Raw genomic sequence first — 12,971 nt, 5'->3', positions numbered from 1 at the left:
ACCACACACGACCCCAGGACACCCGCCATGCCGCGACGCCGCACCTCAAGCTCGTCAAGCTCGACGGGAAGTACGTCGGGAAGTACGACGGGAGCGGCGGGAACCACGGCCGCGCCCAGGAACCGGACCCCGCAGCCGGTGACGATCCGGCGGCGGTCCTTCGGGGACTTCCTCAAGGCGTTTCTCGCCTTCGTCGCCCTGGCCGTGCTGCTCGTCGGCGTGCCGGGCGCGCTCGCCACGCAGATCGGGTGGCCGCTGCCGGACGGGATGCCGGGGCTCGACTGGCTCCAGCAAGAGATCACCGTCCACACGTTCCTGAACATCCTCACCGTCATCGTGTGGCTGGCGTGGGCCCAGTTCACCGCGTGCGTGCTGGTGGAGATGAAGGCCGCGCTGTCGGGCGTCGGCGTGCCGGGGCGGGTGCCCGGCGCCGGGCCGAGCCAGCTGCTCGCACGGCAGCTCGTCGCCGCGCTGCTCCTCGTCGGCGCCACCGCCGCCAGCTTCACGCCCGGTCTGTCGCAGCTCGGCCACGGTTACGACGCCCACCAGAAGCCGACCGTCGCGGCGGCCCAGGCCACCCCGGGGCTCTTCGCCCAGCAGCAGGAGCAGGCCTCCGGCGCCGCGGCCGCCCTCGCCGAGCAGGCCTCGCACGCCGCCGCCCACGCCGACGCCGGTGGCAGCACCGCCCGGCAGGGTGACACGAAGTACTACCGGATCCAGCCGCCCGAGGGACGTCACCACGACTCCCTGTGGGAGATAGCCCAACGGCACCTCGGTGACGGGCGCCGCTACAAGGAGATCTTCGAGCTCAACAAGGACCGTGTGCAGCCCGACGGGTCCAGGCTCTCCGAGGCCAGTCTCATCCGGCCCGGCTGGATCATGGAGATGCCCGGCGACGCCCGCGGCGGCGACCTCGTCGAGATGCCGGACGAGGCGCCCGACGTGTCGCCCGACGTGCAGCAGCAGATCGGCGACTACGCGCAGACCGGGGACCACGCCCAGGGCGCAGGCGGAGCCCAGGGCGGCAGCGGCCACGCGCAGGGCGCAGGCGGAGCCCAGGGCGGCAGCGGCCACGCGCAGGGCGGCGGCGCCACCCACGTGTCCGTCCCCGACCAGCAGCGGCCCGCCCACGACGGCGGTCACCAGCAGGCCACCGCCGCCGGCGCCGAGTCCGACAGCTCCTTCGGCCTGCCCGAAGCCCTCCTCACCGCCCCCCTCCTCGCCGCCGGACTCCTCGGCGCCCTCGGGCGGCGCCGCCGGCAGGCGCTGTGGCAGTCGGCGTTCGGGTCGGCCGGCGGGCGGCGCGGCATGGAGCCGCCCACGCCGACCGGTGACGCCCAGGACGTCCAGGACGCGCTGCTCGTCGGCGCCGACCCCGAGGGCGTGCGACTGTTCGACCGGTCCCTGCGGGGCCTCGCCGCCTCCCTCGCCGAGGAGTCGCGCGCCCTGCCGGTCGTCTACGCGGCCTGGCTCAGCAACGGCGACCTGCACCTCCAGCTCGCCCAGCCCGCCGGGAAGCCGCCCGCGCCCTGGCAGCAGGGGCAGGACCAGACCTTCTGGATGCTGGCCCGCACCGACGCCGAGCGCTACGAGGACGTCGACACGGCCGCGCCCTACCCCGGCCTCGTCAGCCTCGGCACCATGGACGACTCGCGCCTGCTGCTCAACCTGGAGGCCGTGCCCGGCATCGTGTCGCTGAGCGGCCGGGAGGCCGACCGGGCCGCCGTCTTCGCTTCCGTGGCCGCCGAGTTGGCGACCAACGGCTGGTCGGACCGCATGACCATCACGCTCGTCGGCTTCGGGCAGGACCTCGCGCCCCTCGCCCCGAACCGCATCCGGCACCTGGAGGACGTCGAGGCCCTCCTCGAGACCATGGAGGCCGAGACCCGGCAGCGGCGCGGAGCGCTGGGCGCCGCCGGGCACGACTCCGTCCTCACCGGGCGCACCGGGCCCGCCCAGCACACCCGTTGGGCCCCGCACCTCGTCCTGCTCGCCGCCCAGCCGTCCGCCGAGGACGCCGTGAAGCTCGCCGAGCTGGCCGCCGACGCGAGCCGTCTCGGGATCGGCTACCTCGTCGGCACCGAGACCGGCGATCTGCCGGGCGCCGCCTGGGAGATGGAGATCACAGGCCAGGGCAAGCTGCTCGCGCCGCTCCTCGGGCTCGAACTCGACGCGCAGGTGCTGCCCGAGCCCCAACAGCGGGCCGTGGTGGAGCTGTTCGTGGAGGCCGACCCCGAGCGCGAGAGCGACGGACCCGCGACCACCCCGCCGTTCCTCGTCGACATCAGCGAGCAGGGCCGTCCGGCCGTGTACGCCAGGCTCGTCGGGCCGTACGAGATCATCGGGCTGGACGACCCGGACGGGGAGCGCAGCGCGCTGCTGCACGAGGCGCTCGCCCTGCTGCTCCTGCACCGCGAGGGCGTGCACCCGCGCGTGCTGTCCTCGGCGCTGTGGCCGCGCGGTGTCACCGACGACGTGCGAGGCGCGCTGCTCGACCGGCTGCGCGAGTGGCTCGGCACCGACCCCGACGGCACGCCCCGCCTCGCCACCGACGGCTCCGGCCGGCTCATCCTCGCCAAGACGGTCGTCTCCGACCTGGACGTGCTGCGGTCCCTCTACCACGAGGCCACGCAGGGCAGGGGCGTCGGCAGCCGGGCCGTGCGCGGGCGGCTGCTCACCGACGCGCTCGTGCTGGTGCGCGGGCCGCTGCTCGCCGACCGGCCCGAGGGACGCTACCGGTGGCTCACCCACGAGATCGTGGACGCCCAGCTGCCGCTGCTCGTCGCGGACACGGGGCTTGCGCTGTGCGCGTTCCACATGGAGAAGGACCGTGCGGAGAAGGCCATCGAGGCGCTGAACGCGGCCCTGCGCACCGCCCCGGCCGACGAGCGCCTGTGGCACGAGCTGCTGCGCGCCACGCACGCCACGGGCGACTCGGACCGGCTGACGGCCCTCGCCACCGACCTCATCGGCCGCAGCGGGGCCCGTGGGCTGCCGCCGCGCACCGAGGCACTGCTCGACGAGCTGCTGCCGACGTGGCGTGACGCGATCGCCGCGGCGGGATGAACACCGGACTGCTGGTCCTCGCCGCCGCGCTGTGGGGCGCGGCGGCGGGCGCGTTGCTGCCGCGCGCGGCCTACCGGTTCTCGGCGCCGTCGGGGGAGGCGTGGCGGGGGGAGTGCCCCGGCGGGCACGCCGTCGAGGGCTGGCTCGGGCGGGCGGTGTGCGCGGAGTGCGCCGAGCCCGGGTACGGCCCGCGTACGGCGCCGTTGGTGATCGCCACCGCCCTGGTCTGCGCCGCCCTGGCCGCCGCGACGGGCACCCGCCCCGAGCTCGGTGTCTGGCTGTTGCTGGCCCCGGCCGGGGTGCTGCTCACGGTCGTCGACTTCCGCGTACGGCGGCTGCCCGACCCGCTCACCCTCCCCTTCGCCGCGGCCGCCCTGGCCCTGCTGGGCCTGACCGCCCTCGTCCCCGAACACGCGGGCCACTGGACGACCGCCCTGCTCGGCTCCCTCGCCCTCGGCGGCGGCTACTTCGTCCTGTTCCTCATCAACCCCGCCGGGATGGGCTTCGGCGACGTCAAGCTGGCCCTGGGCACCGGCGCCGCCCTGGGCTGGTACGGCTGGCCGACGGTCATGCTCGGCACCTTCGCCGGATTCCTGCTGGGCGCGCTGTACGGCGCGGCCCTGGTCCTCACCCGCCGGGCCACCCGCAAGACCGCGATCCCCTTCGGCCCGTTCCTGATCACGGGCGCGTACCTGGGCCTGCTGCTGGGCGCCTACACGGCCTGACACCGGCGCCCGCGCCTCAGGGGGTCATCCCGTGGTGGCCCGGAGGACGCGATACGTGACGTACAGGCCGGGTGCGGGTACGCCGAATCGCGTGTGTTCCACGCAGTCAGCGCTGTCTTGACGCTGATCATGACAAACGCATCGCAGGCCGGGGCCGACCCTCAGGGGCAGGCAGCGGACGGCGCCGTACGACCTCGCCCCCCACGGCCTGGCGTCCGGCCCGTGAAGTCCCTGGCGTACGCTGGGCTCGTCCGTCCACAACCCTTACGAAAGGGACGCCCGGTGACCGAGAAGGCCGACCTTCAGCCCATCCTCGACCGTGCAGCCGCCGGTGGGCGGATCACCCCGGACGAGGCGCTCGTGCTGTACCGGGACGCCCCGCTGCACGCCCTGGGCGCCGCCGCCGACGCCGTACGCCGCCGCCGGTACGCCGGGACCGAGCACATCGCGACGTACATCATCGAGCGCAACATCAACTACACGAACGTCTGCGTCACGGCGTGCCGCTTCTGCGCGTTCTACGCCGCCCCCAAGGACACCGCCAAGGGCTGGACGCGCGACCTCGACGACATCCTGCGCCGCTGCGCGGAGACCGTCGAGCTGGGCGGCACGCAGATCATGTTCCAGGGCGGCCACCACCCGGACTACGGCGTCGAGTACTACGAGAAGCACTTCAAGGCGATCAAGGACGCCTTCCCGCAGCTGGTGATCCACTCGCTGGGCGCCTCCGAGGTCGAGCACATGGCCCGGATCTCCGGGGTGAGCGTGGAGGAGGCCATCCAGCGCATCCACGCCGCCGGGCTCGACTCCTTCGCCGGTGCCGGTGCCGAGCTGCTGCCCGAGCGGCCCCGCAAGGCCATCGCCCCGCTGAAGGAGTCCGGCGAGCGCTGGCTGGAGATCATGGAGATCGCCCACAACCTGGGCGTGGAGTCCACCTCCACCATGCTCATGGGCACCGGGGAGACCAACGCCGAGCGCATCGAGCACCTGCGCATGATCCGGGACGTCCAGGACCGCACGGGCGGCTTCCGCGCCTTCATCCCGTACACCTACCAGCCCGAGAACAACCACCTGAAGGGCCGCACGCAGGCGACGCTCTTCGAGTACCTGCGGATGATCGCCATCGCGCGGCTGTTCATGGACAACATCGCCCACATCCAGGGCTCCTGGCTGACCACGGGCAAGGAGGTCGGCCAGCTCTCCCTGCACTACGGCGCCGACGACCTCGGCTCGATCATGCTGGAGGAGAACGTGGTGTCGTCGGCCGGTGCCAAGCACCGGTCCAACCGGATGGAGATCATCGATCTGATCCGGAAGGCGGGCCGGGTGCCCGCCCAGCGCGCCACCACCTACGAGCACCTCGTCGTCCACGACGACCCGGCGAACGACCCCGTCGACGACCGCGTGGTCTCGCACATCTCCTCCACGGCCATCGAGGGCGGCACGGCTCACCCCGAGCTGAAGCTGCTGGCCCCCAACTGACCCCACCGTGCTGACGATCCACGCCGCCCCGCTGGTCCTGCCGGCGGGCGCGGACCCCAGCACGGACGCACCCGTCGTGGACGGCGCCGTCGTGGTGGACGGCGACCGGATCATCGCCGTCGGGCCGTTCGAGGAGGCCGTCGAGGACGCGCCGGGCGCGCGGGTGCGGCGCTGGCCCGGCGTGCTCACCCCGGGGCTGCGCCAGTGGCACGCGCTGTGGCTGCTGCGCCAGTGCTACCACCCCGACCCGCGCGAAGCCGACGAGCTGGGTGAACGGCCCCTGTGGGGCGAGCGGTTGGCCGCCCTCGGAGACCTCACCGAGACCCGCTGGTCGGGCAGCGTACGGCGCGGGGTGCAGCGGATGCTGCGCTACGGCACGACCGCGGTCGCCTCGCCCGGCGCCCGTTTCCGCGATCCCCTGGTGGCCACGGCCGTCGCCCGGTCCGGGCTGACCGTCGTGGGGACCACGGGGGCTCCCGGCACGCTCCTCGGTGAGCGGCCCGACCTCGACCCGTTCGCGGAGGGATACGACCTCCCCGGCACGGTCCACGGCCCGCTGACCATCGGCGGCCGGGCCGATCTGGCCGTGTTCGACGTGCCCGACGAGGCGACCCTGCGTGAGCGCGGGGCGGCCACCTGCGTGGCGACCGTGCTGGCCGGCCGGCTGGTCTACCGGGCCCGCTGAGCCCGGGCCCGCTGAGCCCCGGCCCGCTGAGCCCGGGCCCGCGTCAGCCCGCGAAGGCCTCGCCGAACGCCCCGGCCTCCTGCGTCACCCCGCTGCAATCCGTCGCCGCCTTCGCCGAGTCGGAGCCGTCCGCGCACGGCCGGTCCCGGGCCGTCGCCCACATCGACACCCAGGCGATGCCCTTCTCCTCGGCGAACGCCCGCACCTCGGCGGCGTCCGCGAGCGTGAACGTCTCGTTCGCCACGTCGTTGACGCCGATCATCGAGGTGAGCGCCATGCCCCGCCAGGCGGCCGGGCCGGAGGTGCCGAAGGTCTTCTTCAGCTGGGGGTGTGCGGCCTTGGCGGCCGTGAGGGCGTAGCCGCCCATGTCACCGTCGTACGACGAGCCGTAGTTCATCGTCATGAGGTTGACGGTGGAGACCTGTACGCCCTTGTCGTTGGCGGAGGAGAGCAGTGCGAGGCCGTCCTCGTCGAGGCCGGAGGGCATCACCGGGAGCGTGAACGAGACCTCCAGGTCGGCCCGTTCCTCCTGCAACCGCGCTATCGCCTCCGAACGCCGCGCGACGGAGGGGGAGTCGGAGAGTGCGTCGCCCTCGATGTCGAAGTCGGCCAGGGTGGTGCCCGCCGCGTCGAGGGCCTTGCCGTAGGCAGCCGCCAGCTCCGCGGCGCTGTCGCAGTTGACCGCGAGTTCCTTGCCGGAGGCGCCGCCGAAGGAGACCCGGACCCGGGCGCCGTCCTCCTTGAGCTTCGCGACGCGGGAGGCGACCTTCGCGTCGCCGATGGCGTGCGTGCCGTTCCAGCGCGGCGTGCAGTCGTCGCCGTCCGCTATGACGAACGCCAGGTTGTACGTCGTGGGGGAGCCGGCGGTGTCGGTGCGGGCGGCCTCGGTGGCGCTGAGGTAGGGGGCGTACGAGGTGCCGGCCGCGGCCGTCGCCGTGGGGGACGTGGCGGACGGGGGAGCCTCGGCGGCCGGTGGGGCCGCGTCGCCCTGCCCGGAGCACGCGGCGGTGGCGAGGGCGAAGAGACAGCCCAGCCCGGCCGCCACCGGTTTCCGGCAACTCCTCATGACGTGCGCTCCCGTTCTCGTGAGGCTGGTGGTCGGACAGGACGTACGTTTCCCGGCAGCGAACGTCTCACGAGGCCGGTTGCGCGGCGGGTTCCGCGGGCTTCCCGGGAGCTCCCGGAAAAGGGACGGCTTGCGCCGTTTCCCGCGGGTCTCGCACAAGAAAACCCGAGTTTAGGGCACATATAGGCGCCCTTACCGTCCGGGAACGCATTCCGGGCCCGCCATCGAGAATCACGCCCCTCGTGGTCACCGCAGCAAGAGCGCAACGGACCCGCGGAAGGCCCGGGCACGACCATCGCGTGCCCTGCCGGGGCGGGAGCCGCGGCACACACCCGGCCGCGCGGCCCCCGCCCCGAGGGGGTGCTGCAAGAATGGGCCCGTGACCCGCGCATCCCTGGACAAGCAGCCGCACGAAGTCGCCTCGATGTTCGACGACGTGGCGGAACGGTACGACCTGACCAACGACGTGCTGTCCCTCGGCCAGGACCGGCGATGGCGCAAGGAGGTCGCCAAGGCCGTCGACGCGCGCCCCGCGCAGAAGATCCTCGACCTCGCGGCGGGCACCGGCACGTCCTCGCTGCCCTTCGCCCGCACCGGCGCCTACGTCGTCCCCTGCGACTTCTCGCAGGGCATGCTCCAGGTCGGCAAGCAGCGACAGCCCTGGCTGCCGTACACCGCCGGCGACGCCACGCGGCTCCCCTTCAAGGACGACACCTTCGACGCCGTCACGATCTCCTTCGGGCTGCGCAACGTGCAGGACACGGACGCGGCCCTGCGCGAGATGCTCCGGGTGACCCGGCCCGGCGGGCGCATCGTGATCTGCGAGTTCTCGCACCCGACGTGGGCGCCCTTCCGCACGGTCTACACCGAGTACCTGATGCGCGCCCTGCCGCCGGTCGCCCGGGCCGTGTCCTCCAGCCCCGACGCCTACGTCTACCTCGCCGAGTCCATCCGCGCCTGGCCCGACCAGCCCGCGCTGGCCGAGCGGCTGGGCAAGGCCGGCTGGTCCCGGGTGGCCTGGCGCAACCTGAGCGGCGGGATCGTCGCCCTGCACCGCGGCTTCAAGGCGGGCTGAGCGCCATGGACGGGTCGCCCGGCTCGTCCAGCTCGCGCCGCAGACCGCCCCGGGGCGGCCGGGGGACCCGCGGTTCGTGCACGCCCCCGCCGCCCTCACCGGGGCCGAAGTCGAACCACACGTAGACCATCGAGTCCCGCGGCACCTCGGCACCGGGCTGCGGGTACTGGCGTACGACGTAGTCGACGACGGCGAGCGGGGGCTCCGGCCGGTCCGGCGTGGTGAGGAGGAGACCCCGCGCCCGGGCCGTCTCCCGCGCGTCCACGGCCATCAGCCCGACCAGACGCGGTACGCACACTTCGGGTGTCTTGTGGGATATGTGCACAGATGTCACCCCCAGCGGTACGGGCAGGGTAACTCCCGCCCCGTACCGACCGGAAGCGACGGATGTCCTTCTGTGGCAGCAGATGCCGTGGCAGACGCGGCAGATGCCGTGGCCGACGTGGCAGACGACGTTGCCGACGTGGCGGACGGCCCGGCGGACGTGGCAGACGACGTTGCCGACGTGGCAGACAGCCTGGCGGACGTGGCAGACGACTACGGTGCGTCGGTGGGCCGGAGGTCGAGCCGGTAGCAGTGTCCCGTCCGCTGCGAGGCCGGGGTCGTGAACGTCTCGGTCAGACGCATGCCCAGCCGCCGCGTCACCGCGATGGACCGGCTGTTGCGGGCGTCGACCATCGCGACGACGCCCGGGACGCCGACCGCCCGCATCCGCTCCAGGGTCCGCCGCGCGGCAGCCGTCACATAGCCCTTGCCCCAGTGCTCCCGGCCCAGCCGCCAGCCGATCTCGATCTCGCCGGCCGGGCCCCAGGCCCGCTCCCACGGCTGGGCGCCGGTGAAGCCGATGACCTGTCCCGACGCGTCGAGCACGGTCCACAGGCAGAAGCCGAGCTCGGCGTCGTGCCGGCGCTGGCGGGCGGTGAGCTCCTCGTAGACCGAGAGCTCCGCGGCCCTGCCGCCGTGGAACTCCATGACGTCCGGGTCGTCGAAGATCCGGTGCCAGGCGAACGCGTCCTCGTGCGTGGGGACGCGGAGCCGTACGGCGGGGAGAGCTCGATTCACGGGGCAGCCCTTCAGCCGGGTGATGAATACCGCTGCATAGACTGCCCATGTCGGGTGCCGCTCGGCACATCAATTCCGAACCTTGGGGAGATCCCGCCGTGAGTGTCGTGACCGAGCCCCTCCCGGAGAACACCGCCGATGTGATCGTCGTGGGCGCGGGGCCGGCGGGCTCCACCACCGCCTACCACCTCGCCAAGGCGGGGCTCGACGTCCTCCTGCTGGAGAAGACCGAGTTCCCCCGCGAGAAGGTCTGCGGCGACGGCCTCACCCCGCGCGCGGTCAAGCAGCTGGTGGCCATGGGCATCGACATCTCGGAGGAGGCCGGCTGGCTGCGCAACAAGGGACTGCGCATCATCGGCGGCGGGGTGCGGCTGCAGCTCGACTGGCCGGATCTCGCCTCCTTCCCCGACTACGGCCTCGTCCGCAAGCGCGACGACTTCGACGAGCAGCTCGCCCGGCAGGCCCAGAAGGCCGGTGCCCGGCTGTTCGAGCGGTGCAACGTGGGCGCGCCGATCGTCGACGACCGCACCGGCCGCATCACGGGCGTGCACGCCAAGCTCGGTGAGGAGAAGCGCGAGGTCACCTTCCACGCGCCGCTCGTCGTCGCCGCCGACGGCAACTCCACCCGGCTGTCCCTGGCGATGGGCCTGCACCGGCGTGAGGACCGGCCGATGGGCGTGGCGGTGCGCACGTACTTCACCAGCCCGCGCCACGAGGACGACTACCTGGAGTCCTGGCTGGAGCTGTGGGACCGCCGCGGCGCCGAGGACCGTCTGCTGCCCGGCTACGGCTGGATCTTCGGCATGGGCGACGGCACCTCGAACGTCGGCCTGGGCGTGCTGAACACCTCCGACTCCTTCAAGGAGCTGGACTGGCGCGAGGTCCTCAAGGCCTGGTGCGCGTCGATGCCGGAGGACTGGGGCTACACGCCGGACAACATGACCGGCCCGATCCGCGGCGCCGCCCTGCCGATGGCCTTCAACCGCCAACCGCACTACACCAAGGGCCTGCTGCTCGTCGGTGACGCGGGCGGCCTGGTGAACCCCTTCAACGGCGAGGGCATCGCCTACGCCATGGAGTCCGGGCAGATCGCCGCCGACGTCATCGTCCAGGCCCATGCCCGGCCGACCCCGGCGAGCCGCGAACTGGCCCTCCAGCGCTACCCGCGCGTCCTGAAGGACACCTACGGCGGCTATTACACGCTGGGACGCGCCTTCGTGAAGCTCATCGGCAACCCGAAGGTCATGCAGATCGCGGCCCAGCGCGGTCTCACGCACCCGATGCTGATGAAGTTCACCCTGAAGCTCCTCGCGAACCTCACCGACCCCACGGGCGGCGACGCGATGGACCGCATCATCAACGGCCTGAGCCGGGTGGCCCCGAAGGCCTGAACGGACGGACGGCACGCGAGCCCGCCCGCGGGTCCGCGTGCCCTCGGGGGCCGCGGCCGGCGGCCTGGACGGCATGTGGCCCCGGTCGGCGGGCTGGACGGCATGTGTCCCGGCCCGCGGGTCCGGTCGGTGCGAGGCCCCGCCCTGCGGCTCTGGACGGTGCGAGGCCCGGCCCGCGGGTCTGGACGGCGTGGGGCCCCGTGGCTCTCGGCGGCAACACCCTGCCAGGTGAGGACAATTCGGGCGTGCGGTGCCGGAGTGGCGGAAGGGCGTGGGCGGTCTGTGGTGCCCGGTGGCCTTCAGGAGGCCTCTGAGGGGGCCTTGGAGCGCCTCGAGGGCGGGATGGAGGGCCGGGGGCCCGCGGACCCCGGACAGGCCGGGAGGGCCGTTGCCCTGGTGTGGCAGCGGCCCCCGAGCCCGTATGTGCGGAAAGGGTCAGACGGTGTACGGCGTCAGAGGACGCGCACCGCGCCCGACGCCGGGTAGCCGGACAGGTCCTGGATGACGACGCCCTTGGAGGGGTTGGCCGCGTCGAGGTACTGGCCGTTCCCGATGTAGACACCCACGTGGTACGCGGAGCCCTTGCCGCCCCAGTACAGGATGTCGCCGACCTGGACGCTGGACAGCGGGACGTCCGTGCCGGACATCGACTGGTCCTGCGAGACGCGCGGCAGGTCCACACCAACCTGCTTGTACGCGGCCTGCACCAGCGAGGAGCAGTCCCAGGCGTTGGGACCGGTGGCGCCCATGACGTAGGCGTCGCCCACCTGGGCCTTGAGGAACGCGATGACCGTCGCGACGCTGCCGCTGGCGGGCGCCGACACGGACGTGGAGGTGGACGCGGACGCGGAAAGGGTGGCGCGCTCGGTGCTGCGGTTGGCGCGCTCGGCGGCGGCCTTGCGGGCGGCCTCGGCGGCCTCCTTCTTGGCCTCCGCCTTCTTCTTCGCCTCGGCGAGGTCCTTCTTGGCCTCCGCGGCGGCCTTGGCGGCGGCGGCGTCACGCTCGGCGCGCAGCTCGTAGTTCGCGGCCGCCTGCTGGGTGGCGGCGGCGGACTGGGCGACCTGAGCGGACATGTCGGCCGTCAGGGTGGGCAGTTCGATCGTCTGCGTCACCGGCTCGGCGGCGTTCGCCGAGGCCGACGCACCCGCCGCTGCCATGCTGAGAACGCCACCGGCCACTCCGGCGCGCAGGGCGATCGATGAGGTCGCGCTGCGGCGGGGCTTCCGGTGGCTGCGTATGTGAGCGGTGTGGGACATGGGAATAACCGGTACCAGGGGCTCCTTCATATCTTCAAGAAACGTGTGCTGCGCCACAGTTGTTCATCCGAGGCCTCAAAACCCCCCAACGAGCCCCTTTATTGACGCCGTAACGGACATTGCGGGCGCACCGTGACCGGCCTGTGATCACGGTGTTTGATCAATACGCCCGAATTGCCCCGCGCCTACCATCGGTTGGGTTGATTGGCCAAGCCCCGTTCTCATCGATCTCTCATCCATGTGATGGAGGTCACGGAACGGCCGCCCTGCCGGTCGCGTCCCGGCGTGCGGATCACGGCCGGGTCACGGCCTCGCGGAGATCGTGAACGCGTGCACGTGTCCACACCCCGCCCCGTGCACCCCCTCACGTGTGAACGCGCCTCTATCAAGAGATCAACTCCACCGCCAATTTGCATGCAAGCGAACCCTCTTGATATTGAGACGACCCCTCCGGCCTGCGCTGACGAGCCAAAATGTCACCTCTCGTGATCACTCGGACGCTTCGCGTGTGAAGATCACCGCTCATCCGACTTCATGATCGATCGTCAGGTGGTGGAGATCACAAAGCTTGTGCAATACCCCGTGTCGCAGATCACAGAGCGTCGGGCATAAGATGCACGCGGTTGGGCTTGTGACCTGCTTCACATGTTCCCGATCTTCGCCGGGGCGGGCGGGGTTCGAGGGACAGGTGGGGCGGATGTGAGCCCGATGCAAACCTCCCCCTAGGTCTCGGCTCCGCTCGACCAGGGGGGACCCCCATGCAGTCAGTGCCGACTGAGAGGAGCGAGGAGCGGTGAACGCTTATGCGCCCATCCTCGTACTGGGAGCCCTCGGGGCAGGCTTTGCGATCTTCTCCGTGGTCATGGCCACGTTGATCGGGCCCAAGCGGTACAACCGGGCCAAGCTCGAGGCCTACGAGTGCGGTATCGAGCCGACCCCCACGCCTGCCGGCGGCGGGCGCTTCCCCATCAAGTACTACCTGACGGCGATGCTCTTCATCGTCTTCGACATCGAGATCGTCTTCCTCTACCCCTGGGCCGTCACCTTCGACGCCCTGGGGATCTTCGGGCTCGTGGAGATGCTGCTCTTCGTGCTCACCGTCTTCGTCGCGTACGCGTACGTATGGCGGCGCGGCGGCCTGGAATGGGACTGAGGGGCCACAC

At 72.3% G+C, this 12,971-nt stretch carries 11 protein-coding genes; 7 read left to right on the top strand and 4 right to left on the bottom strand.

Annotated features, from left to right (window positions below; all coding sequences use genetic code 11):
- The first annotated feature begins 27 nt into the window (after nucleotides 1-27).
- The 4 genes from ACFV20_RS03035 to ACFV20_RS03020 all read left to right on the top strand — a co-directional run bounded on the left by ACFV20_RS03035 (nucleotide 28) and on the right by ACFV20_RS03020 (nucleotide 5,958).
- Complete coding sequence (locus tag ACFV20_RS03035) at nucleotides 28-3,066, top strand: BTAD domain-containing putative transcriptional regulator (RefSeq protein WP_385651697.1); 3,039 nt, start codon at nucleotides 28-30, stop codon at nucleotides 3,064-3,066.
- Nucleotides 3,063-3,791: a prepilin peptidase gene (locus tag ACFV20_RS03030; RefSeq protein ID WP_385651694.1), complete on the top strand. Its 729-nt coding sequence runs from the start codon at nucleotides 3,063-3,065 to the stop codon at nucleotides 3,789-3,791. The genes ACFV20_RS03035 and ACFV20_RS03030 overlap by 4 nt, the downstream gene beginning before the upstream one ends.
- 282 nt (nucleotides 3,792-4,073) lie before the next feature.
- The gene (gene mqnC, locus ACFV20_RS03025) at nucleotides 4,074-5,273 is read left to right on the top strand and encodes a cyclic dehypoxanthinyl futalosine synthase (RefSeq protein ID WP_385651691.1); all 1,200 of its coding nucleotides are present in this window, start codon (nucleotides 4,074-4,076) and stop codon (nucleotides 5,271-5,273) included.
- Between the two features lie 7 nt (nucleotides 5,274-5,280).
- Nucleotides 5,281-5,958 (top strand): hypothetical protein, encoded by a 678-nt coding sequence (locus tag ACFV20_RS03020; protein ID WP_385651690.1) that lies wholly within the window; start codon nucleotides 5,281-5,283, stop codon nucleotides 5,956-5,958.
- Nucleotides 5,959-6,001: 43 nt separating this feature from the next.
- On the opposite strand, the gene ACFV20_RS03015 is transcribed toward ACFV20_RS03020, so the two are convergent.
- Nucleotides 6,002-7,024 (bottom strand): chitinase, encoded by a 1,023-nt coding sequence (locus tag ACFV20_RS03015; protein WP_385651688.1) that lies wholly within the window; start codon nucleotides 7,022-7,024, stop codon nucleotides 6,002-6,004.
- Between the two features lie 379 nt (nucleotides 7,025-7,403).
- Between ACFV20_RS03015 and ACFV20_RS03010 the strand changes: the two genes are divergently transcribed.
- On the top strand, nucleotides 7,404-8,099 hold the full coding sequence (locus ACFV20_RS03010) for a demethylmenaquinone methyltransferase (RefSeq protein ID WP_385651687.1): 696 nt from the start codon (nucleotides 7,404-7,406) through the stop codon (nucleotides 8,097-8,099).
- On the opposite strand, the gene ACFV20_RS03005 is transcribed toward ACFV20_RS03010, so the two are convergent.
- Together ACFV20_RS03005 and ACFV20_RS03000 are read right to left on the bottom strand one after the other, a co-directional pair.
- Nucleotides 8,086-8,397, bottom strand: coding sequence for a PASTA domain-containing protein (locus tag ACFV20_RS03005; RefSeq protein WP_385651684.1), 312 nt, complete (start codon nucleotides 8,395-8,397; stop codon nucleotides 8,086-8,088). The genes ACFV20_RS03010 and ACFV20_RS03005 overlap by 14 nt on opposite strands.
- Nucleotides 8,398-8,636: 239 nt before the next feature.
- On the bottom strand, nucleotides 8,637-9,161 hold the full coding sequence (locus tag ACFV20_RS03000; RefSeq protein WP_385651682.1) for a GNAT family N-acetyltransferase: 525 nt from the start codon (nucleotides 9,159-9,161) through the stop codon (nucleotides 8,637-8,639).
- 98 nt (nucleotides 9,162-9,259) lie between these two features.
- Here ACFV20_RS03000 and ACFV20_RS02995 point away from each other — a divergent pair, with 98 nt between their 5' ends.
- Entirely contained in the window at nucleotides 9,260-10,552 is a 1,293-nt protein-coding gene (locus tag ACFV20_RS02995; protein WP_385651680.1) for a geranylgeranyl reductase family protein, read from the top strand.
- 452 nt (nucleotides 10,553-11,004) lie between these two features.
- Here the strand turns inward: ACFV20_RS02995 and ACFV20_RS02990 are convergent, their stop codons facing one another.
- Nucleotides 11,005-11,838, bottom strand: coding sequence for a C40 family peptidase (locus ACFV20_RS02990; protein WP_385651977.1), 834 nt, complete (start codon nucleotides 11,836-11,838; stop codon nucleotides 11,005-11,007).
- A gap of 763 nt (nucleotides 11,839-12,601) precedes the next feature.
- On the opposite strand from ACFV20_RS02990, the gene ACFV20_RS02985 reads away from it, so the two are divergent.
- Complete coding sequence (locus ACFV20_RS02985) at nucleotides 12,602-12,961, top strand: NADH-quinone oxidoreductase subunit A (protein ID WP_003992243.1); 360 nt, start codon at nucleotides 12,602-12,604, stop codon at nucleotides 12,959-12,961.
- Nucleotides 12,962-12,971: the final 10 nt, after the last annotated feature.

Origin of the sequence: Streptomyces sp. NPDC059696, from assembly GCF_042733745.1 — a bacterium.
Taxonomy (GTDB): Bacteria; Actinomycetota; Actinomycetes; order Streptomycetales; family Streptomycetaceae; genus Streptomyces.
This window is presented reverse-complemented; position numbering and strand designations above follow the sequence as displayed.

Bases quoted from the DNA above. Each gene is read 5' to 3' on its own strand.
- ACFV20_RS02990 (WP_385651977.1), bottom strand. From the start codon at position 11,838: ATGAAGGAGCCCCTGGTACCGGTTATTCCCATGTCCCACACCGCTCAC.
- ACFV20_RS03015 (WP_385651688.1), bottom strand. From the start codon at position 7,024: ATGAGGAGTTGCCGGAAACCGGTGGCGGCCGGGCTGGGCTGTCTCTTC.
- ACFV20_RS03035 (WP_385651697.1), top strand. From the start codon at position 28: ATGCCGCGACGCCGCACCTCAAGCTCGTCAAGCTCGACGGGAAGTACG.
- ACFV20_RS03030 (WP_385651694.1), top strand. From the start codon at position 3,063: ATGAACACCGGACTGCTGGTCCTCGCCGCCGCGCTGTGGGGCGCGGCG.